21 protein-coding genes are annotated in these 21686 nt (G+C 64.5%); 9 read left to right on the forward strand and 12 right to left on the reverse strand.

Features of this window, described 5'->3' with window-relative positions; genetic code table 11:
- From N7650_RS18525 to N7650_RS18565, 9 genes are all read right to left on the reverse strand, one after another.
- A complete protein-coding gene (locus N7650_RS18525; RefSeq protein ID WP_279899468.1) occupies positions 1–1353 on the reverse strand; it encodes an APC family permease in 1353 nt (450 codons plus the stop codon).
- Positions 1354–1591: 238 nt separating this feature from the next.
- On the reverse strand, positions 1592–2362 hold the full coding sequence (locus N7650_RS18530; RefSeq protein WP_279899470.1) for an IclR family transcriptional regulator: 771 nt from the start codon (positions 2360–2362) through the stop codon (positions 1592–1594).
- A gap of 99 nt (positions 2363–2461) precedes the next feature.
- Entirely contained in the window at positions 2462–3031 is a 570-nt protein-coding gene (locus N7650_RS18535; protein WP_279899471.1) for a sarcosine oxidase subunit gamma family protein, read from the reverse strand.
- Between the two features lie 3 nt (positions 3032–3034).
- Positions 3035–5932 (reverse strand): 2Fe-2S iron-sulfur cluster-binding protein, encoded by a 2898-nt coding sequence (locus tag N7650_RS18540; protein WP_279899473.1) that lies wholly within the window; start codon positions 5930–5932, stop codon positions 3035–3037.
- Positions 5929–6228: a sarcosine oxidase subunit delta gene (locus N7650_RS18545; protein WP_009394921.1), complete on the reverse strand. Its 300-nt coding sequence runs from the start codon at positions 6226–6228 to the stop codon at positions 5929–5931. The genes N7650_RS18540 and N7650_RS18545 overlap by 4 nt, the downstream gene beginning before the upstream one ends.
- A gap of 10 nt (positions 6229–6238) precedes the next feature.
- The gene (locus N7650_RS18550) at positions 6239–7480 is read right to left on the reverse strand and encodes an FAD-dependent oxidoreductase (RefSeq protein ID WP_009394920.1); all 1242 of its coding nucleotides are present in this window, start codon (positions 7478–7480) and stop codon (positions 6239–6241) included.
- Complete coding sequence (folD, locus tag N7650_RS18555) at positions 7462–8355, reverse strand: bifunctional methylenetetrahydrofolate dehydrogenase/methenyltetrahydrofolate cyclohydrolase FolD (protein ID WP_009394919.1); 894 nt, start codon at positions 8353–8355, stop codon at positions 7462–7464. The genes N7650_RS18550 and folD overlap by 19 nt, the downstream gene beginning before the upstream one ends.
- Complete coding sequence (purU, locus tag N7650_RS18560; RefSeq protein WP_009394918.1) at positions 8352–9218, reverse strand: formyltetrahydrofolate deformylase; 867 nt, start codon at positions 9216–9218, stop codon at positions 8352–8354. Before purU ends, folD begins: the two co-directional genes overlap by 4 nt.
- 307 nt (positions 9219–9525) lie before the next feature.
- Entirely contained in the window at positions 9526–10119 is a 594-nt protein-coding gene (locus N7650_RS18565; protein ID WP_009394917.1) for a cupin domain-containing protein, read from the reverse strand.
- Between the two features lie 294 nt (positions 10120–10413).
- Between N7650_RS18565 and glnT the strand changes: the two genes are divergently transcribed.
- Genes glnT through N7650_RS18585 form a run of 4 tightly spaced genes read left to right on the forward strand, consistent with a single transcriptional unit; the run spans position 10414 to position 14718 of the window.
- The gene (gene glnT, locus N7650_RS18570) at positions 10414–11748 is read left to right on the forward strand and encodes a type III glutamate--ammonia ligase (protein WP_009394916.1); all 1335 of its coding nucleotides are present in this window, start codon (positions 10414–10416) and stop codon (positions 11746–11748) included.
- Positions 11749–11789: 41 nt separating this feature from the next.
- A complete protein-coding gene (locus N7650_RS18575) occupies positions 11790–12689 on the forward strand; it encodes a glutamine amidotransferase family protein (RefSeq protein WP_064302025.1) in 900 nt (299 codons plus the stop codon).
- Between the two features lie 11 nt (positions 12690–12700).
- Positions 12701–13375 carry a glutamate synthase gene (locus tag N7650_RS18580; RefSeq protein ID WP_009394912.1) on the forward strand — a complete coding sequence of 225 codons (675 nt, stop codon included), beginning with the start codon at positions 12701–12703 and terminating at the stop codon, positions 13373–13375.
- A 20-nt stretch (positions 13376–13395) separates the two neighbouring features.
- On the forward strand, positions 13396–14718 hold the full coding sequence (locus N7650_RS18585; protein WP_009394911.1) for an FMN-binding glutamate synthase family protein: 1323 nt from the start codon (positions 13396–13398) through the stop codon (positions 14716–14718).
- Positions 14719–14813: 95 nt separating this feature from the next.
- Here N7650_RS18585 and N7650_RS18590 read toward each other — a convergent pair whose 3' ends face one another.
- Together N7650_RS18590 and N7650_RS18595 are read right to left on the reverse strand one after the other, a co-directional pair.
- Positions 14814–15896, reverse strand: coding sequence for an endonuclease/exonuclease/phosphatase family protein (locus N7650_RS18590; protein WP_279899480.1), 1083 nt, complete (start codon positions 15894–15896; stop codon positions 14814–14816).
- A gap of 46 nt (positions 15897–15942) precedes the next feature.
- Entirely contained in the window at positions 15943–16608 is a 666-nt protein-coding gene (locus tag N7650_RS18595; RefSeq protein ID WP_279899482.1) for a hypothetical protein, read from the reverse strand.
- A gap of 139 nt (positions 16609–16747) precedes the next feature.
- Here N7650_RS18595 and N7650_RS18600 point away from each other — a divergent pair, with 139 nt between their 5' ends.
- The 3 genes from N7650_RS18600 to N7650_RS18610 all read left to right on the forward strand — a co-directional run bounded on the left by N7650_RS18600 (position 16748) and on the right by N7650_RS18610 (position 18782).
- Positions 16748–17446, forward strand: a complete 699-nt coding sequence (locus tag N7650_RS18600) for a DUF2076 domain-containing protein (RefSeq protein ID WP_279899484.1) — start codon at positions 16748–16750, stop codon at positions 17444–17446.
- A gap of 187 nt (positions 17447–17633) precedes the next feature.
- Entirely contained in the window at positions 17634–18167 is a 534-nt protein-coding gene (locus N7650_RS18605) for an NYN domain-containing protein (RefSeq protein ID WP_279899485.1), read from the forward strand.
- 9 nt (positions 18168–18176) lie between these two features.
- Entirely contained in the window at positions 18177–18782 is a 606-nt protein-coding gene (locus N7650_RS18610) for a 3'-5' exonuclease (protein WP_009394902.1), read from the forward strand.
- Here the strand turns inward: N7650_RS18610 and N7650_RS18615 are convergent.
- The gene (locus N7650_RS18615; RefSeq protein WP_009394899.1) at positions 18779–19228 is read right to left on the reverse strand and encodes an Lrp/AsnC family transcriptional regulator; all 450 of its coding nucleotides are present in this window, start codon (positions 19226–19228) and stop codon (positions 18779–18781) included. The genes N7650_RS18610 and N7650_RS18615 overlap by 4 nt on opposite strands.
- Before the next feature lie 143 nt (positions 19229–19371).
- Here N7650_RS18615 and yedA point away from each other — a divergent pair, with 143 nt between their 5' ends.
- Positions 19372–20295, forward strand: coding sequence for a drug/metabolite exporter YedA (gene yedA, locus N7650_RS18620; protein WP_037058608.1), 924 nt, complete (start codon positions 19372–19374; stop codon positions 20293–20295).
- A 58-nt stretch (positions 20296–20353) separates the two neighbouring features.
- Positions 20354–21679 (forward strand): DEAD/DEAH box helicase, encoded by a 1326-nt coding sequence (locus N7650_RS18625; protein WP_009394895.1) that lies wholly within the window; start codon positions 20354–20356, stop codon positions 21677–21679.
- The last annotated feature ends 7 nt before the right edge of the window (positions 21680–21686 follow it).

Below are 21686 nucleotides of genomic sequence, written 5' to 3' on the forward strand. Positions count from 1 at the left end.
TCAGCCAGCTTCTGAAAAATCGGCAACCTTCACCGTGCGGCGCAAGCCACCGGTCAGGACCAGCAGGTAGGCGATGCCAAGGCCGAACCAGGCCAGGCCGATGGTCAGGGTCAGGCTCGACAGGCTGGTCCACAGCCACAGCGTCAGGGCCAGGCCGATCAGCGGTACCAGGCCATGGAGCAGCAGGTTCTTCGCTTGCCCCTTGGCCAGCAGATGGGTGCGCAGCACCGCCATGTTCACGGCCGAGAACGCCACCAGGGCGCCGAAGCTGATCAGCGAGGCCAGGGTTTCGAGGCTGATTACCAGCGCTACCAGCGAGACCACCGACACCAGCAGCGTGGCGTTGACCGGGGTACCGAAGCGCGGCGACAGGGTGCCGAACAGGCGTTCGGGCAGCAGCCGGTCGCGGCCCATGCTGTAGATGATCCGCGATACCGCTGCCTGCGAGGCCAGCGCCGAGCCGAGGCTGCCGGCGACGAAGGCGGCGGTGAAGAAGTTGGCGAGGAACTGGCCGCCGATCTGCAGCATTACCTCGCTGGCCGCAGTGTCGGTATTGGTGAAGTGGCTACCGGGGATCGCCAGTTGGCTGAGGTAGGCGAGCAGGGTGAACAGGGCGCCGGCGACCAGGGTGGTCAGCATGATCGCCCGTGGCACATCACGGCGAGCGTCGCGGGTTTCCTCGGCCAGGGTGGACACCGCGTCGAACCCGAGGAACGACAGGCACAGGACTGCAGCGCCGGCCATCAACGGATCGAAGCCCGGCTGGCTGCCATCGCCGGCGAGCGGCGCCAGCCAGTCCACCGCAGCACCGCCCAGCGACTTGCACGACAGCGTGATGAACACCGCGATGAAGATCACCTGGGCCCCGACGATCAGGTTGCTGGCCTTGGCGACCGAGCGGATGCCGATCACGTTGAGCACCGTCACCAGGCCGATCGAAACCAGCACGAACACCCAGGCCGGCACGGCGGGGAAGGCGATGTTCAGGAACAGCCCGATCAACAGGTAATTGATCATCGGGATGAACAGGTAGTCCAGCAGCAGCGACCAGCCGGCGAGGAAGCCGACATTCGCGCCGAAGGCGATGTTGGTATAGGAATAGGCCGAGCCGGCCACCGGGTAGCGCTTGACCATGATCCCGTAGGACGCCGCGGTGAACAGCATCGCCGCGAGTGTCACCAGGTAGGCTGCGGCGGTGCGGCCGCCGGTGGTCTCGGTAACGATGCCGTAGGTGGTGAAGATGGTCAGCGGGACCATGTAGACGAGCCCGAAGAAAACCAGCGCCGGAAGGCCGAGCACGCGGCGAAGTTGATCGTCGCCACCGGCCGTGGAGGTGTGATGCTGCTTGGTCATGAGTGTCCCTTGTATTTTTTATAGGGCTGCACGCGCGAATCGCGAATGGGTGAGGTGGCGATACCTGCCGGTGGGTCCGTGTTTGCGGCCTAGGCTAGCGGGGTGAGGGGGGAAAGAACATTGCAGTGGCGCAAAGAGTGGTTGCTGGTATGCCAATAGGAGTGACGGTGCTCTTTCGGGTCTCATCGCTGGCAAGCTAGCTCCCACAGTGTTTTGCGGCGGATATCGGACCCCCTCCTCAGTCCCGATAACCCAAGGCCGCCGAAATCTCCCGGCTCGCCGCCAGCAGCGCCTGCAGAAAAGCCTCCTGCGCCACCACCGTGTCCATCACTGCATCCGGCCCCGACAGGTTGATCGCTGCGGTGATCGCGCCGCTATGATCGCGAACCCCGGCAGCGATGGCCGTCGAGTAATCCGACCGATGCAGCACCCATCCCCGGGCCCGGTCCTCGGCAATCAGTTGCTGCAACTCCGGCAGTGTGCGTGGTGCCGGGGGCGGGTAATCATCCAGTCGCACATGCTGGTACAGCTGGCTCAGCGCGCCCTCGGTCAGCCCGGTCAGCAATACCCGGCCCAAGGCTGTGCCGTGACAGGGCAGGCGCGTGCCGATGGGGATGTTGACGGTCAGCCGCTGCGGCGCAAAGGAGCGATAAACGTAGAGGCTGTCGGTCTGCTCGCGAATGCTCAGGTGACACGACAGCGAGGTGCGGTCGCGCAGGTCATTGAGCCAGGGCATCGCCACTTCGACGATGTCGCGGCTGGCGAGGTAGGCGAAGCCGTCGGAGATGACCCGGCTGCCCAGCTCGAAATCGCTGCGCCCGGCCTTGCGCAGGTAGCCCATGTCCACCAGCGTCTGCACGATGCGATACACGGCGGAAGGGCTGATTGCAAGGCGTTCGGCCATGTCCTGCATGCTCAGGCTGCGCTGGCGGGCGTTGAACATGCCGAGGATGGTAAGGCCGCGCTGCAGGGCGGGGACTCGGTAGTCCAGGGGTTCGATGGCGGTCATGGATTCGGGTCCTTTGGCGACTGGGCGGGCTTCATCGCTGGCAAGCCCCCACCCTGTGGGAGCTGGCTTGCCAGCGATGAGGCCATCAGCAACAACAAATCAGTTGAGCAAGTTCTCCAGAGCCACCGGCACCCCACCAAACTCCCCCATGGCATCCAGCACCGCACCCTGGAAATACTCCAGCGAAGCCCGGTCACAGAGCAGATGGAACTTCGCCAATTCCGCGCTCCCGGCGTTGATCACGATGACATTCAAGCGCGCCACCGAGGTCTGCGCCACGCTCCCCACCGGGAACGCCTCGGCACGCAGGTCCACGCCGCAGATCTTCGCCATCACCTCGGCCACATGCTTTCCGGACAACTGCAACCAGGCATGGCTGTCCTGCCGTGGCAGCAGGTAGTTGCGTTCCTCGCCCAGCACCCAGCCCGCTTCTTCCGAGGCAAGCCGTTGCCCTCGGTCCGCCAGGCTGCCCAGCAGGAAATATTCGGTATGCGACAGCCGCGCCACCAGGGTTCCATCGCCGCACAGCACCGCCCGGTTGGGCGCCTCCGGCAAGGAATAGCCGCGTGCCGTCAGCCATTGCGCGGCATCCAGGCCACGGAAACCCACCCGTGGCAGATCGGTCAGGTCGATGAGCGCACAGCGCTCGATAGGATTGAGACTGGTCATGGCTCAGAGCTCCTGGCGCTGGTTGTCGGGATCGAAGAACGGCAGTTTCACCACGGTGGCCTGGACGATTTCGCCACCTTCCACACGGATCGGAATGCGCATCCCCGGCTCGGCCTGGTCGGCCCCGGCGTAGGCTAGCCCGATGATCTGCCCGAGTGTGGTGGAGTACTCGCAGGAGGTGACGTTGCCGCTGATATCCGCGCCCTTGAGTACCAGGTGCCCCTCGAGCGGTTGCGAGCTGCCCTTGGGCAAGGTGAAGCCCACCAGCTTGCGCTTGAGCGGCTGGCGCTCGAGGATCTCGATGGAGCGCTTGCCGACGAAGAACGGCTTCTTGCGCCCGATCGCCCACTGCATGTCGATTTCGCCGGGATGGGTCATGCCGTCGGTGTCCTGGCTGATGATCACGTGTCCCTTCTCCAGGCGCAGCAAGCGCTGGCTTTCCACGCCGAACGGACGGATCCCGAACTCGGCGCCGGCCTCCATCAGCACATCCCAGAGCTTGCCGCCATGTCGGGCCGGCACGTGGATTTCGTAGCCCAGTTCACCGACGAAGCCGACCCGCATCAAGCGTGCCGGAATTCCCGAAACGCTGCCGGTACGCACGCCGAGGTAAGGGAAGCCTTCGGCCGAGAGGTCCACATCGCTGCAGATCTTTTCCATCACCTTGCGCGACAAAGGCCCGGCCACGTTCACCGCTGCCAGCGCCGCGGTGACGTTGGCGATATCCACGTCCAGGCGCCATTGCGCATTCCACTTGAGCATCTGCTGGTAGATGCGGTCGACGCCGCTGGTGGTGGCGGTCACGTAGAAATGCCGCTCGGACAGGCGTGCAACCACACCATCGTCGATCACCACGCCATGCTCGTTGGTCATCAGCCCGTAGCGGGTCCGGCCGACCGGTTGCTTGTTGAACGGCATGGTGTACATGCGCTCCAGCAGTTCGGCGGCATCCGGGCCGCGCACGTCCAGGCCGCCCAGGGTCGAGACGTCGATCAGACCGACCTTCTCCCGTACATGCCGGACTTCTTCCTGCATGCAGCGCTCGCGCTCATCCGCCTTGCCGTAGTAGGCGGGACGCTGCCAGATACCGGCAGGCATCAGCTTGGCACCTGCGGCCACATGGCGGCTGTGCATGGCCGTATGGCGATACGGGTCGAAGGCGCGACCGGCCACATGGGCCAGCTTCTCCGCTTCGAACGGCGGACGCGCCGTGGTCACGCCGGTCTCGCTGATGCTGCGCTGGGTCGCCTGGGCCACCAGGCGTGCCGTTGGCAGCGCCGAGTGACGGCCTTGCGAGGGGCCCATTCCCACCGTGGAGAAGCGCTTGACCAACTGCACGTCGCGATAGCCATGGCGCGTGGCGTTGACGATATCGCGCACTTGCAGGTCCTCGTCGAAGTCGACGAAGTCCTTGCCTTTGGGGTGAGCGAAGATCGGCCATTCGAAGTTGACCCGCGCCTCGCCGGTGAACTCGGCGCTGCCCACGCCCGGTTCCAGCCCCAGTGCCTGCACGGCGGCAGCCGCGACCCGGCTGCCATCGAGCAGCACGTTGTCCAGTTGGTGCCGGCCGTTCACCGAGCCGGCGACGCTGAGGCCATCCGGCAGGCCGGTGATGGCGAATTCGGCGCGATGCTCGTCGTACGCCAGCTTGCCGCCGGCCTGGCACAACAACTGGTACACCGGCATGTAGCCTGCCGACATGCACAGCAGGTCGCAGGCGAGCGTCAGGCCCTGCCCGGCCACCTGGCCTTGGGCCGTGATGCGGCGAATCTCCACGCCACTGACGTGGCGCATGCCTTTCTCGTGCAGCGCCTCGTACACCGTGCTGCCCAGGTGCAGCGCAATCCCGCGTTTCTCCAGTGCCACTTTCAATGCCGCATCGGCTGGCTGCACCCGCATGTCCACCAGCGCTGCCACCTGCACACCCTGGTCGGCCAGATCGAGCGCGGCGAGGTAACCGTCATCGTTGCCGGTCAGCACCACGGCGCATTTGCCCGGCTTGACCGCATACAGCTTCATCAGGCGCTGCGCCGCACTGGCGAGCATCACACCCGGCAGGTCGTTGTTGCGGAACACCACCGGCTGGTCGAAGGAGCCTGCGGCGACGATGCATTGCTTCGCCCGTACCTTGTACATGCGCTTGCCCTGGATCACCGGCAGGTAGTTGTCGGTGAACCAGGCATTGCAGGTGGCCTGGGTCAGTACCTGGATATTGGCGTGGCCTTGCACGGCGGCGAGCAGTTCGTGGCGCAGGGCGTCGGCGCGCCGGCCTTCGGCGTCGAAGCGGGCGTAGGTCAGCGAGCCGCCGAGCACCGGCTGCTGTTCGATCAGCAGCACCCGGGCGCCGGCGTTGGCCGCGGTGAGTGAAGCGCTGAGGCCCGCCGGGCCCGCGCCGACCACGGCCACGTCAACGAAGAGATAAGCCTTGTCGTAGTACTGCGGCTTGAAGTTCAAGTCCAGCACGCCGAGCCCCGCCTTCTTGCGAATCAGCGGTTCCCAGATCTTCCACATGCCCTTGGGCTTGAAGAACGAACGGTAGTAGAAGCCCACCGGCATGAAGCGCGAGAACTTGCCGAGGTACGCGTCGCGGTCGCTGTCCAGCGAGCCGTTGAAGTTCTGTCCGGTGACGGTCATCCCGGCCGCCAGGCCTTGGGCATCGGCCAGCACGTTGGGTTCGTCCGGCAGTTGCACCAGGGTGTTGGCATCCTGCCCGGCCATGGTCAGCGGGCCGCGCGGGCGGTGGTACTTGAACGAACGCGACAGCAACCAGCGGCCATTGGCAAGCAGGGCACTGGCGATGCTGTCGCCGGCGAAACCCTGGTAGTCGGTGCCATCGAAACTGAAACGCAGGGGCTGATCGCGGTCGATCAGCAGGCCCATCGGGGCGGCCAGGCGGCTCATGCGACGCCCTCCTCATGGGCCTTGAACTCGACCCGCTGGTTGAACACTTCCTTCGCGTCGAAGGTGCGTATGATCTGGTCCGTGACCGTGTGGCGCTCGGCGAGGAACCAGTAGCTGGAGGCGTTGTGCATCCACCACTCGCGCACCACCCCGGCCTCGTTGTCGCTGTTGAACACGTAGTCGGCCCACTCGGCGTCGCTGCACGTGGCCGGGTCGGGCATCACCTTGAATTCGCCGCCGTAGGTGAACTCGCTGATGTTTCTTGGCCCGTTGAGCGGGCAATTCATGATCTTCATGGGATTCCCCTTAGTGGCTGGCCGCGGTGGCGCCCATTTCGTTGACTTGCTGGAAGGTGCTGAAGCGCTCCAGGGCGAACGGCTTGATCAGCTCCGGCACGCGGCCGCCGCTGGCCACCAGTTCGGCCATGGTCTTGCCGCAGATCGGCGTGGACTTGAAGCCCCAGGTGCCCCAGCCGGCGTCGAGGTAGTAGTTCTTCACTGGCGACAGGCCCATGATCGGGCTGTAGTCCGGGGTCATGTCGGTGATCCCGGCCCACTGGCGCATCAGCCTGGCGTTGGCCATGAACGGGAACATCTCGATGGCGTGGGCCAGCAGGCTTTCCTTGAGGTCCAGGGTCGAGCGGGTGTTGTACAGCGGGTATGGGTCGGAGCCACCGCCGAAGACGATCTCGCCACGGCTGGTCTGCTGCACGTAGCAGTGCAGGGCGGAGGAACTCACCAGCGGATCGAGGAACGGCTTGAACGGCTGGGTGACCATGGCCTGCAACGGGTAGGTGTGGATCGGCGCGCGGATCCCGGCTTTCTTCAGCATCAGCGAGCTGGCGCCGGCAATGGCCTGCACCGCGCAGCCGCATTTCACCGTGCCGCGGTTGGTCTTCACGGCGGTGATGCGACCGTTCTCGATGACCAGGTCCTGGACTTCGGTGAGCTGGTGGATTTCCACGCCGCGCTTGGCGGCCTGCTTGGCGTAGCCCCAGGCCACGGCGTCGTGGCGGGCGGTGGCGCCGTCGATATGCCAGAGGCCGGCGAGCACCGGGATATGGCCCGGGTCGAGGTTCAGGGTGGGAACCAGTTCGCGGATCTGCTGGCGGTCGATCATCTCGGTACGCCCGCCGAAGTGCTTGTTCACTTCCGCACGCTGGCGGAAGGCGCGCACCGTGGCGTCGGTGTGGGCGAGAGTCAGTTGGCCGCGCTCGGAATACATGATGTTGAAGTCGAACTCGTTGGACAGCTCCTGGAACAGCCGCACCGACTCGATATAGAAGCGCACGCCTTCGCTGGTCAGGTAGTTGGAGCGGATCACCGCCGTGTTGCGCGCTGTGTTGCCGCCACCCAGGTAGGACTTCTCCAGCACCGCGACATTGGTGATGCCGTGGTACTTCGCCAGGTAATAGGCGATGGCCAGGCCATGGCCGCCGCCGCCGATGATCACCACGTCGTAGGAAGACTTCAGCTCGGTTGGCGGCGGCAGGTCGACCTCCGCCGGGTACTCGGAGCTCAGGCCGTATTTCAGGAGATTGAAGGGCATGGTGCCTCCTGCTGCAGGCGCGCGGCGGTCAGGGTGTTTTTCATCAGGAAGGCAATGGTCATCGGGCCTACGCCGCCGGGTACCGGGGTGATGGCCGCGACCTTGGGCAGGGCGCTGTCGAAGTCCACGTCGCCGACCAAGCGCGAGCGCTCGCCCTCGGTGATGCGGTTGATGCCGACATCGATCACCACCGCGCCGGGCTTGAGCCAGTCGGCATCGACCAGGCGCGGGCGGCCGACGGCGGCGACGACGATATCCGCCTGGCGGCACAGCTCCTTCAGATTGGCGCTGCGCGAATGCACCACGGTCACCGTGCAATGGGCCTTGAGCAGCAGGGCGGCCATGGGCTTGCCGACGATGTTGGAGCGGCCGATGACCACGGCGTGCTTGCCGCTGAGGTCGCCCATGCTGTCCTCCAGCAGGCGCATGCAGCCGGCGGGCGTGCAGGGGGTGAGTACGTCGCGGCCCTGGCTGAGGCCACCGACGTTCTCGGCGTGGAAGCCATCGACGTCCTTGAGCGGGTCGATGGCCTGGAGCACCCGGGTTTCATCGATATGGGCCGGCAGCGGCAGTTGCACAAGGATGCCATGGACGCTGGCGTCGGCATTCAGCTCGCCGATCAGGGCGAGCAGGGTGGCCTCGCTGGTGTCGGCCGGCAGCCGGTGCTCCTCGGAGCGAATGCCGCATTCCTCGGCGCGCAGCACCTTGTTGCGCACGTAGACCTGGCTGGCCGGGTCCTGGCCGACGAGGATCACCGTCAGTGCGGGGGCGATGCCCTGGTTCTTCATGGCCGCGACCTGCGTCTTCACTTCCGCGATCACGCGGGCAGCGGCGGCCTTGCCGTCGATCAGCTTGATGGGGGCTGGAGTATTCACCGGAAGATCACCGTACGGTCGCCATTGAGGAAGACCCGGTGCTCGAGGTGGTATTTCACCGCCTTGGACAGGGCCACTGTTTCTGTATCGCGGCCGACACTCACCAGGTCGTCGGCGAGGTAGGCGTGGTCCACGCGTTGCACTTCCTGCTCGATGATCGGCCCTTCGTCGAGATCGGAGGTGACGTAGTGGGCGGTGGCGCCGATCAGCTTGACCCCGCGGGCATAGGCCTGGTGGTACGGCTTGGCGCCCTTGAAGCCGGGCAGGAACGAGTGGTGGATGTTGATGGCGCGGCCGGCAAGCTGTTTGCAGAGGTCGTCGGAGAGGATCTGCATGTAGCGGGCCAGTACCACCAGCTCGGTCCCGGTTTCCTCGATGATCTGCAGCAGGGCCGATTCCTGGCGGGACTTGGTGTCCTTGGTCACCGGGAGGTAGATGAAGCGGATGCCCTCGCGCTCGGCCATGGGGCGCAGGTCGAGATGGTTGGAGACGATGGCGGTGATCTGCATGTCCATCTCGCCCTTGTGGTGGCGGTAGAGCAGGTCGGCCAGGCAATGATCGTATTTGCTCACCATCAGCAGCACGCGCATCGGCTGGTTGCTGCCGTGCAGGCTCCACTCCATGTCCAGGCGCCTGGCCACGGCATCGAAGCCTTGCTCGACCTCGTCGATGTCGCCTTCGTAGTTGTCGTTGAAACGGAACACCGCGCGCATGAAAAAGCGCCCGCTGGTGTCGTCGTCGAACTGCGACATCTCGCTGATGTAGCAGCCTTTTTCCGCCAGGTAGGTGGTGACCGCCGCGACGATGCCGGAGGTGGCCGGACAGCTGATCTTGAGGATGTAGTGGCTGGTGGCGTGATGCATTTCGGGTCCTCGGATGAAGTGGCGGCAGCGGTCGCAAGGCGGAAATTTCAGCGGTGAAGCGGTATTTGATCGGTGAAAATTATTTATTCGTGGGAATAAAATATTCCTTTTGCGCTTTTATAGGCGAAAGGAAGGTGCAGGTCTAGCCTGTGGGGAAAATTTTTATCTTGGCAGGAAACTGAAGGGCAGGGGATGTTTGTGGTGGGGCTCAGGGCCCTATCGCTGGCAAGCCAGCTCCCACAGGGATCCGAGCAGCCTGTGGGAGCTGGGTTGCCAGCGATGAGGCCCTGAAGAGCACTAGAGAACTTCAGTCATTCCCATAGTTCATGATCGACAACAACCTGATCGGCACCTGCACCAGTTTCTCCGGCCCATGGGGCACATCGCCGTCGAAGGTCAGGCTGTCGCCGGCCTGCATGGGGTACAGCTGGTTGCCATGCCGGTACACCAGTTCGCCCTCCAGCAGATGCAGGAACTCGGTGCCCGGGTGGGCGAAGGTGGGGAACTCCTCACTCGCATCGTCCATGGTCACCATGTACGCCTCGAAGTTCTTTTTCGGCCCGCGGGTGTGGTTGAGCAGGTGATAGGTATGGCCTTTCTCGGTCCCGCGCCTTACCACTTCCAGGCCCTCGCCGCTCTTGACCAGGATTGCGCTGCCATCGGGCTGGTCGTACTGGCTGAACAGCTTGGACATGGGCATGCCCAGCACGTCGCACAGGCGGCTGAGGATATCCAGGCTGGTGGACACCTGGGCGTTCTCGATCTTGCTCAGCATGCCCTGGCTGATTCCGGCGATGCGCGCGACATCCGCCAGCTTCAGTTCCTGCGCCTGGCGCTCGCGACGTATCTGCATGCCCAGGTACTGCTCCAGGCGAAGGCGGGGTGGGTTCTCGGTGGTCACGGTCGGTCGATCCTGCTTGTTTTCGGTTCAGGAAAATTAATTTCGCACTGAGAAAGTGCAAAAAATCCCGACCTGGCGTGAGTCAGGGTCGGGACTTTCCTTGGATGAAAGAGAGTTTCCCATATAAACAGCAGGCCGGTGCAACGCCGGGGCCATTTCTTCCTGTGTCTTGAAAACTGGCAAGCGCCTTGCATTCCTGTGGGGAAACTAAATTTCCTTTCTGGAATCAGCCTCACCCGAACCTTGTTCTCCTGCCTTATTCGACCGCCTTGCCCTTTTCAGGAGTGAAGACCCATGTTGCCAGTTGAAACGCAGCGCATCATCGAACAGCACGGCATCAAGTACGTGCTGGCCCAGTTCGTCGATATCCATGGCGCCGCGAAGACCAAGTCCGTCCCGGTCACCGGCCTCAAGGCGGTCGCCGAGGATGGCGCCGGCTTTGCCGGTTTCGCCATCTGCGGCATGGGCATGGAACCCCACGGCCCGGACTTCATGGCCCGTGGCGATCTCTCCACCCTGATTCCGGTGCCCTGGCAGCCAGGCTACGGGCGCATCGTCTGCATCGGCCATGTCAACGGCGAGCCCTGGCCGTATGACACCCGCTATGTCCTGCAACAGCAGGTCGAGCGCCTGAAAGCCAAGGGCTGGACCCTGAACACCGGCCTGGAACCCGAATTCAGCCTGTTCCGCCGCGATGCCGGCGGCAAGCTGCAACTGGTGGACGCCTCCGATAACCTCGACAAGCCCTGCTACGACTACAAAGGGCTGTCCCGTTCCCGCGAATTCCTCGAACGCCTGACCGAAGCCCTGCAACCGGTGGGCTTCGACATCTACCAGATCGACCACGAGGACGCCAACGGCCAGTTCGAGATCAACTACACCTACAGCGACGCCATGGAATCGGCTGACCGCTTCACCTTCTTCCGCATGGCCGCCGGCGAGATCGCCAATGACATGGGCATGATCTGCTCGTTCATGCCCAAGCCCGACCCCAAGCGCGCCGGCAACGGCATGCACTTCCACCTGTCGATCGCCAGCGCCAGCAACAAGAACCTGTTCCATGACGCCAGCGACCCGAGCGGCATGGGCCTGTCTAAGCTGGCCTACCACTTCGCCGCTGGCCTGCTGGCCCACGGCCCGGCCCTGTGTGCCTTCGCTGCGCCGACCGTGAACTCCTACAAGCGCCTGGTCGTCGGCCGCTCGCTGTCCGGCTCGACCTGGGCCCCGGCCTTCGTCGCCTTCGGCGCCAACAACCGCTCGGCCATGGTCCGCGTGCCTTATGGCCGCCTCGAGTTCCGCCTGCCGGATGCCGGCTGCAACCCGTACCTGGTGACCGCCGCGATCATCGCCGCCGGCCTCGATGGCATCGAGCGCCAGCTTGAGCCGGACTTCGTCTGCAACGAGAACCTCTACTCCCTCAGCCTCGAGGAAATCGCTGCCCGCGGCATCAAGACCCTGCCGCAATCGCTCAAGGAAGCCACCGACGCCCTGGCCGCCAACCCGCTGTTCCGCGAGGTGCTGGGCGCCGAGATCGTCGACGAGTTCATCCGCCAGAAGCGCATGGAATGGGTGGAGTACAGCCGGCATGTCTCCGATTGGGAGATCCAGCGCTACACCGAATTTTTCTGATCACCGAATTCCCGATTCATCTGCCCCAAGGAGACAACGCCATGTGCGGAATCGTAGGTCTGTACCTGAAGAAGCCCGAGCTCGAAGGCCAGCTCGGCAAACTGTTCGAACCGATGCTCGAAGCCATGACCGATCGCGGTCCGGACAGCGCCGGCTTCGCCATCTATGGCGATGAAGTGGCCGATGGCTGGGTCAAGCTGACCCTGCAGGCCGCTGATACCAGCTTCGACTGGAAGGCCCTGATGGGCGAACTGGAAGGCCGTCTCGGCTGCTCGCTGGACTGGTTCCAGAATGCCAGTGCCGCCGTGCTCAAGGTCCACAGCGCCGAGGAGCCGGTACGCGCCGCACTCGCCGAACTGGCCCCCGACGTACGCATCATGAGCGCCGGCCAGAGCATCGAGATCCTCAAGGGCATGGGCCTGCCGCGGGAAATCTCCGAGCGCTTCGGCCTGGCGGGCATGAAGGGCAGCCACATTATCGGTCACACCCGCATGGCCACCGAAAGCGCGGTGACCATGGAAGGCAGCCATCCGTTCTCCACCGGCGCCGACCTGTGCCTGGTGCACAACGGCTCGCTCTCCAACCACTTCCGCCTGCGCCAGGAGCTCAAGCGTGAAGGCATCACCTTCGAAACCGACAACGATACCGAGGTCGCCGCCGGCTACCTGACCTGGCGCCTGCGCCAGGGCGACAGCCTCAAGGAAGCCCTGGACAAGTCCCTCGAAGACCTCGACGGCTTTTTCACCTTCGCCATCGGCACCCGCAACGGCTTTGCCGTGATCCGCGACCCGATCGCCTGCAAGCCGGCGATCCTCGCCGAAACCGACGACTACGTCGCCATGGCCTCCGAGTACCAGGCCCTGGCCAGCCTGCCGGGCATCGACAAAGCCAAAGTGTGGGAACCCGAACCCGCCACCATGTACATCTGGGAACGTGCCTGAGGAGCATCCATATGAAAACCATCGACCTGTCCAGCGCCTCGGTGCGTGAACTGAACCAGACCTTGCACGGCGAGGTGCAGGACCGCGAGTGGGTTGTGACCCACCCGGACGGCAAGCACAACCTGGCGGTCGGCCTGAACCAGGCCGTCAGCATCGATATCCAGGGGCATGCCGGTTACTACTGCGCCGGGATGAACCAGAAGGCCAGTATCACCGTGCACGGCAACGTTGGCGTGGGCGTCGCGGAAAACATGATGTCCGGCTCGGTGCGGGTCAAGGGCAGCGCGTCCCAGGCTGCCGGCGCCACCGCCCATGGCGGGCTGCTGGTGATCGAAGGCGATGCCGGCGCCCGCTGCGGGATTTCCATGAAAGGCGTGGACATCGTGGTCGGTGGCAGCATCGGCCATATGAGCTGCTTCATGGCCCAGGCCGGGCGCCTTGTGGTGTGCGGCGATGCCGGCGACGCCCTGGGCGACTCGCTGTACGAGACCCGCATCTACGTCAAGGGCGAGGTCAAGTCGCTGGGCTCGGACTGCATCGAGAAGGAAATGCGCGCCGAGCACCTGGCCGAACTGGCCGAACTGCTCAACCGCGCCGGCTTCCCCGAAGACCCGGCCAGCTTCAAGCGCTACGGCTCGGCCCGCCAGCTGTACAACTTCAAAGTCGATAACGCATCCGCGTACTGATCCGCGGCGAGGACATTCACATGAGCGAAAAGAACACTCCCGTGCTGCGCGAATCGGCCACCTTCGATCGCCTGACCATCCAGGAAATCCAGCGCGCCGCCGAAACCGGCATCTATGACATCCGCGGTGGCGGCACCAAGCGCAAGCTGCCGCACTTCGACGACCTGCTGCTGCTCGGCGCCTCGGTGTCCCGTTACCCGCTGGAAGGCTATCGCGAGAAATGCGGTACCGACGTAGTGCTCGGCACCCGCTTCGCGAAGAAGCCGATCCACCTGAAGATTCCGGTGACCATCGCCGGCATGAGCTTCGGCGCGCTGTCGGCCAACGCCAAGGAAGCCCTGGGTCGTGGCGCCAGCATCGCCGGTACCAGCACCACCACCGGCGACGGCGGCATGACCCCGGAGGAGCGTGGCCAGTCGCAGCATCTGGTGTACCAGTACCTGCCGTCGCGCTACGGCATGAATCCGGATGACCTGCGCAAGGCCGATGCCATCGAGATCGTACTCGGCCAGGGCGCCAAGCCGGGCGGCGGCGGCATGCTGCTGGGCATGAAGGTCACCGAGCGCGTGGCCGGCATGCGCACCCTGCCGATCGGCGTGGACCAGCGCAGCGCCTGCCGTCACCCGGACTGGACCGGCCCGGACGACCTGGCGATCAAGATCGCCGAACTGCGCGAAATCACCGATTGGGAAAAGCCGATCTACGTCAAGATCGGCGCCAGCCGCCCGTACTACGACGTCAAGCTGGCGGTGAAGGCCGGGGCCGATGTGATCGTGCTCGATGGCATGCAAGGTGGTACCGCGGCGACCCAGGAAGTGTTCATCGAGCATGTCGGCATTCCGATCCTGCCGGCCATTCCGCAAGCGGTGCAGGCGCTGCAGGAAATGGGCATGCACCGTAAGGTCCAGCTGATCGTTTCCGGCGGTATCCGCAATGGTGCGGACGTGGCCAAGGCCATGGCCCTTGGCGCCGATGCGGTGGCCATCGGTACCGCGGCACTGGTGGCGCTGGGCGATAACCATCCGCGCCTGGACGAGGAATTGAAAAAGATCGGTTCGGCGGCGGGTTACTACGACGACTGGCAGAACGGACGTGACCCGGCGGGCATCACCACCCAGGATCCGGAGCTGTCCAAGCGTCTCGATCCGGTGGAGGCGGGACGGCGCCTGGCCAACTACCTGCGGGTGCTGGTGCTGGAAGCGCAGACCATGGCCCGGGCCTGTGGCAAGTCGCACCTGCACAACCTCGATCCTGAAGACCTGGTGGCGCTGACCGTGGAAGCGGCGGCGATGGCCCGGGTACCGCTGGCCGGAACCAGTTGGGTGCCGGGGCAGCAGTACTGATCTGAAATCGAGGTTGTTCTTTCGGGCCTCATCGCTGGCAAGCCAGCTCCCACAGAACCTGTGGGAGCTGGCTTGCCAGCGATAGGGCTCGAAAATCAGGATTGAGGAGGAATAGGCAATAAAAGCCGGGCACTCACCGGCAGATGATCAGAGATCTCCAGGGTATCCTGCTGCAACACCCCAGCCTCCAACCGCCGCAGTTTCGGACTATGGAACAGGTAATCCAGCGTCCGGTCCGGCCCTTCCAGCCGCGGGTCATTGGGGAAATGCGTCAGCCACTTCTCCCGATCCGCCCCCGTCGCTTCGGCATTCGCCGGAATCATCGGGTACTTGTCCCACAACAGGTGCAGTTCGCTATCAGCGGAATACAGCGGCTGTTGCTCGGGCTTGAGCCGGCGATGCTGCCCCAGTGGCAGCAGGTTGAAATCCCCGCCCAACAGCCACGGCGTGCCCTGGCGTTCGAACTGATCGACCAGCTTCTCCAGCGTCTGAACCTGGCGCAGTTGTACATCGCTGCCGGCTTCGTGCTTCGACAGCCGGGTGTTGAGCACCGCCAGTTGCCCGTCGCCCATCGGCAGGTAACTTACCAGCACCGCCGGTTGCGGCTTGAGCAGGCGGCTAAGGACATTGTCCTGGGCCATCGGCAATTGCACCCGCTGCGCACGCTGTATCGGATAACGGCTCAAGGTCGCCAAGGTTCGCCCGACACTTCCGGCGATGTGCACCTCCGGCGCGAATTCGGCCTTCCAGTCGTAGGCCTGCACGGCACAGGGATACAGATCGGCGAGGCGTTCGCGCAGGAGGGCAAGCTGGTCCTGGTAGTCGCTGGCCTTGGCGCCCTTGTCCAGCTCCTGGAGCAGGACGATATCCGGCTGTTCGGCACGGATGACCCGGGCGACTTCATCGAGGCTGAAGGCGAGGTCTTCCCCGGTGGGGCGGGTATCGTCGCCGCGGGCTTCGTCGTACCAGAACACGTAGCGCTTGCCCGCCAGGTACTGCACGTTCCAGGTCATCACCTTCAACGGTTGCCCCGCCAGCAGCGCCTGGCCGGGGGCGGTGCAGGCGACCGGCAGATCTTCCAGTGGCTCCGCCCGCCAGCTTGCCTGGAAGGCCAGCAGCCAGAGCAGGACGGTGATCGACAGCAAGGACAGCAGGACGTTGCGCAGTAGTCGGGTCATCGGGCTCGCACGGGTCAGGGTAGACGGTTGAGCATAGTCGCCGGGTTCAGGAACGTGCCGCTGGTGCCTCGCTGATCAGCATGTACAGGCGGAACAGGACCACGGTGCTGAACAGTTGCAGGAAGCTGTTGATCACACTGACCAGCAGTTCCAGGAGCGGGTTCACTTCCTCGGGCAGCAGCCCCAGGGTGATGCCGTTGAACAGGTACAGCGGCGCCATCACGCCGAGCATGCACATCAGGATGCGCCAGAAGTTGCCACGGACCATCTGGAAGCTCTCGCGCATGGCCGCGACCGGGGCCATGCCGCGCAGCACCAGCAGGTATTCGGCGAACACCAGGTTGGTCATCACCCAGATGCCCGGGAGGATGAACAGCGAGATGCCGAACATGATCAGCAGCGAGCTGAGCGCCACCAGCAGGGCGAACGACGGCCACAATTGCAGGGCGCGGGCCAGCAGGTTGCGCTTGAGCGGCTCGTGGCCGTCGCTGCGGGCATCGAGGTAGAGGATCAGCGCAGCGCTGTACAACGGGTAGAACAGCAGCCCGACCAGCAGGCCGTAGGTCATCGACGCATCCTTGCCCAGTTGGCCGTAGAGCAACTGGACGCACAGCGCCTCGAGGATCACCAGCGGCAGGCACAGCGCAGCGATGCTGACCAGGTGGCGGCGGAAGAAGTACAGGGAGTCGCGCAGAACAGTGAGCGGATTCATGGGTCGATTTCGAAGTCCAAAGCAGGCGTCACTTTAGCTCAGGGGCCGAACCTGAACAAAGTTTCATGGGCGGCTGCGGTTGAAAGCGCCATGCTTGTCCCAATCTTCACTGCAACCCGTATTACAGAGAGGTCGCCACATGAACCACGAAGAGCAAACCCTGATCGAAGGCCTGTTCGCCAGGCTGCGTCAGGCCGAGGCCGAAGGCGCTCCGCGCGATGCCCAGGCCCAGGCGCATATCGCCAGTCTGGTTCAGCAGCATGCGGCGGCGCCTTACTACATGGCCCAGGCGATCCTGGTCCAGGAAGCGGCGCTCAAGCGCATGGACGAGCAGAATCGCCAGCTCCAGGCCGAGCTGGCGCAGGCCAAGGCAGCCGCTAGCGCACCAGCCCCGCAGCAACAGGGCGGCGGCGGGTTCCTGTCGAGCCTGTTCGGGTCGTCCAGCCCGCGCCCGGCGGCTGCGCCGGCTCCTGCGCCTGCACCGCCAAGTAGTGGTGGCTGGCGCGATGGCCCGGGTGTGGCGCCGCAATCCAACTGGGGCGCACCGCCTGCGCCCCAAGCCGCACCCCCGCGCAGTGGCGCCAGCAGTTTCCTTGGCGGCGCCTTGCAGACTGCCGCCGGCGTGGCCGGTGGCGTGATGCTGGCGCAAGGTATCAGCAGCCTGTTCCATCACAACTCGCAGCCGGAGGAGATCGTCGAGGTCATCAAGGAAGAGCCGGCCCAGGTCAATGACCAGGGCGGCGGCTGGAATGATGACAGCCAGCGCTATGTGGCGGATGACAGCGGCAGCTATGGCGACGATGGTGGCGGGTTCTTCTCGGACGACGACTACGTCTGAGAATCTTCATTGCGCTTGAGGGCCTCATCGCTGGCAAGCCAGCTCCCACAGGTACAGCATTGTTCTTGAGGTCAGAGGTGAGCTTGTGGCATCCACAGGTACTGCACTGGTCCTGAAGCCGGCGGTGAACCTGTGGGAGCTGGCTTGCCAGCGATGAGGCCCTCGAATCCACTGCAAGCCCCCCGGCATGTCATACTCCCTCCCTTTGCCACCCAAGGCCCGGTCTCGAAGGAGGGGTTCAGTGAAGAAAATCGCGTTGTTCGTCGATGTCCAGAACCTCTACTACACCGTGCGCCAGGCCTATGGCTGCCATTTCAACTACGCCGCTTTCTGGAAGGACGTGAGCCGTGACGGCGAGATCGTCGAGGCCATTGCCTACGCCATCGACCGTGGCGACGCCAAGCAGCAGCAGTTCCAGCAGATCCTGCGCAACCTCGGTTTCACCGTGAAGCTCAAGCCCTACATCCAGCGTGCCGACGGCTCGGCCAAGGGCGACTGGGACGTGGGCATCACCCTCGATGTGGTGGACGCCGCGCCCCGGGTCGACCGGGTGGTGCTGGCTTCCGGTGACGGTGATTTCGACCTGCTCCTGGAGCGGGTGATCCAGCGCCATGGCGTCGAGGCGGTGGCCTATGGCGTCCCCGGCCTGACCGCCCATTCGCTGATCCGCGCCGCGTCCCGCTATGTGCCCATCGAAGGCGCGCTGCTGCTTAAACACTGAGGTTTTTTCGTGGAACGTATCGCTGTCATCGACTTTGAAACCACCGGCATCACCCCTGGCGCCGGCTGCCGCGCCACCGAGGTGGCAGTGGTGATGCTCGAGCGCGGATGCATCGTCGAACGCTACCAGAGCCTGATGAACGCCGGCGTGCCGGTGCCTGCCTTCGTCGCCGGGCTGACCGGCATCACCACCGCCATGCTGCGCAGCGCGCCACCGGTGGACCGGGTGATGAACGAAGTGGCCGAGTTCGTCGGTGACACCCCATTGCTGGCGCACAATGCGGCCTTCGACCAGAAATTCTGGGACTACGAACTGAGTCGCATCGGCCGCAACCGCAGCCAATCCTTCGCCTGTTCCTTGCTGTTGTCGCGGCGCCTGCTGCCGGCGGCACCGAACCACAAGCTCGGTACCCTGACCCGCTGGGCGGGCCTGCCTGACACCGGCACCGCGCACCGGGCCATGGCCGACGCCGAGATGGCCGCGAACCTGCTGCAACACCTGGTCGGTGAACTGCGCCAGACCCACGGTATCCAGGAGCTGTCCCACGCCTTCCTGTGCCGCCTGCAGAAAGTCCCCGCCGCGAAGATCCGCGAAACCCTGGTCAGATACCGCTAGGCCTTCTTCTCCAACTGCGCCAGGGGCACCCGCCGCTCCACGGCGCTGGAGAGGATAATCGAAGTCTTGCTGAAGCCGAACTGCGCCACCCGGTTGATCAACTCTTCCAGCTCCGGCATCGAGCCCACCGCTGCCTGCATGATCACGCACGGATCACCGGTCACCCGGTGGCATTCGGTGAGCTGGGGAATCTGCGTCAGCGCCTCATAGGCCTGCTGGTTGCCGTGGCTGGCCAGGCGCAGTTCGATCACGCACTGGATCGGCAGGCCGATCTTGCTCATGTCCACTTTCGCCTGGTAGCCGGTGATTACTCCGCTGGCCTCGAGTTTCGCCACACGTTCCGCGACTGCCGGCGCAGACAGGTTGACCGTGCGTGCGAGCTGGGCGAAGGAGGCGCGGCCGTTGTCGAGAAGGGCGGCGAGAAGCATGCGATCGTATTTGTCCATGGGCATCTTGTGAAAAAGAAGGAAAAGGCCTGGTAGATCCGTTTTTTCGAAAGTCCAGGTGCCTGATAAGCGTTTTTTGAAACTTAATTTTGCCGGTGAAGCTTTTTAAAATAGCGCCACAACTACTCGAATACGAGCTTTCCATGCCTGCCTCCCGTCGTTCTCCCTGGATGTTGATCGGTGCCTTCCTCGCCCTGTACCTGGTCTGGGGCTCCACCTACCTGGCCATTCGCATCGGTGTGGAGTCCTGGCCGCCGATGCTGATGGCGGGATTGCGCTTCATCATTGCCGGCGGAGTGATGTACGGCTTCCTGCGCTGGCGCGGGGTGCCGGCGCCGACCTGGCAGCAATGGAAGGCCGCAGGGGCAATCGGTTTCCTCCTGCTCAGTTGCGGCAACGGCGGCGTGACGGTGGCCGAGCATGCCGGGGTCGCCTCGGGTGTGGCCGCGCTGGCGGTCGCCACCGTGCCGCTGTTCACCTTGCTTTTCGGCCTGTTCTGGGGCCATCGCAATACCCGTCTGGAATGGGCCGGGATCTTCCTGGGGCTGGTCGGTATCGCCTTGCTCAACCTGGGCTCCAACCTCCAGGCCAGCCCGATGGGCGCGGCGCTGATCCTGTTTGCCGCTGCGTCCTGGGCCTTCGGTTCGGTGTGGAGCAAGAGCCTGCCGCTGCCTCAGGGGCCGATGGCCAGTGCGGCGGAAATGCTGGTGGGCGGTGTTGTCCTGCTGGCCGGCAGTTTCTTCAGCGGCGAGCGCCTGACCCATATGCCCAGCGCCGCTGGCTGGGGCGCGCTGGCCTACCTGGTGGTGTTCGGTTCGATCATCGCCTTCAGCGCCTACATGTACCTGCTCAAGCATGTGCGCCCGGCGGCTGCCACCAGCTATGCCTACGTCAACCCGGCGGTGGCGGTATTGCTGGGGATCCTGTTCGCCGGTGAAGAGATCGGCGCCGAGGAATGCCTGGCCATGGCGGTGATCATCGGCGCCGTGGTGCTGATCGGTATTCCGCAGTGGCGCAAGACGCCGCAGGTGCCGGTGGTCGAGGGCGAGATGTCCGGGACTCGGTGATCCGGCGCCGAACAGGGTAGACTTCGCGCCATTGCACGAAGCCCCTGACGGTATTTCCATGACATTCGCCAAACTCGGCCTGATCGAACCGCTGCTGCGCGCCCTCGACGGCCTGAACTACAACACCCCGACGCCGGTCCAGGCCCAGGCGATCCCGGCCGTATTGGCCGGCCGCGACCTGATGGCCGCAGCCCAGACCGGCACCGGCAAGACTGCCGGTTTCGCCTTGCCGCTGCTGCAGCGCCTGACCCTCGAAGGCGCCCAGGTCGCCGCCAACTCGGTGCGCGCCCTGGTGCTGGTGCCGACCCGCGAACTGGCCGAGCAGGTTCACGCGAACATCCGCGAATACGCCGAGCACCTGCCGCTGCGCACCTACGCGGTGTACGGCGGGGTCAGCATCAACCCGCAGATGATGAAGCTGCGCAAGGGTATCGACCTGCTGGTGGCGACCCCGGGCCGCCTGCTCGACCTGTTCCGCCAGAACGCGGTGAAGTTCAACCAGCTCCAGGCCCTGGTGCTGGACGAAGCCGACCGCATGCTCGACCTCGGTTTTGCCGAGGAACTGCGTTCGATCTACGCCGCCTTGCCGGTCAAGCGCCAGACCCTGCTGTTCTCCGCCACCTTCTCCGACGAGATCCGCCTGATGGCCGGGCAGATGCTCGCCAATCCGCTGAGCGTCGAAGTCAGCCCGCGCAATGTCACGGCGAGCACGGTGAAGCAGTGGATCGTCACTGTGGATAAAAAGCGCAAGGCCGAACTGTTCTGCCATCTGCTGCGCAAGCAGCGCTGGAGCCAGGTGCTGGTGTTCGCCAAGACCCGCAACGGCGTGGACCAGTTGGTCGAGCGTCTGCTGGGCATGGGCATCAATGCCGACGGCATCCACGGTGACCGTCCGCAAGCGACCCGCCAGCGTGCGCTGGACAGCTTCAAGGCGCGGGAAGTGCAGATCCTGGTGGCCACCGACGTGGCGGCGCGGGGGCTGGATATCGATGATTTGCCGCTGGTGGTCAACTTCGACCTGCCGATCGTGGCCGAGGACTATGTCCACCGTATCGGTCGTACTGGCCGGGCGGGAAATACCGGTGAAGCGATTTCCCTGGTATGTGCCGACGAGGTGCAGTTGCTCTCGGCGATCGAGACCCTGACCCGCAAGACCCTGCCGCGCCATGACGAGCCGGGCTTCGAGCCGGATCATCGGGTGCCGGTGACCGATGCCAGCGGGCAGATCCTGAAGAAGCCGAAAAAGCCGAAGAAGCCCAAGGCGGGCGGAGCCAAGGGCAGCCTGGGACGCTGGATGGACAGTGGCGACGCACCGGTGGCGCCGGCCAAGGCGGTGCGCAAGGTACCGTCGTTCAATACCGGGCCGAAAAAGCGCAAGCCCTGAGGTCTTC

It is taken from the genome of Pseudomonas sp. GD04058, assembly GCF_029836855.1.
In the GTDB taxonomy this organism is placed as follows: domain Bacteria; phylum Pseudomonadota; class Gammaproteobacteria; order Pseudomonadales; family Pseudomonadaceae; genus Aquipseudomonas; species Aquipseudomonas bharatica.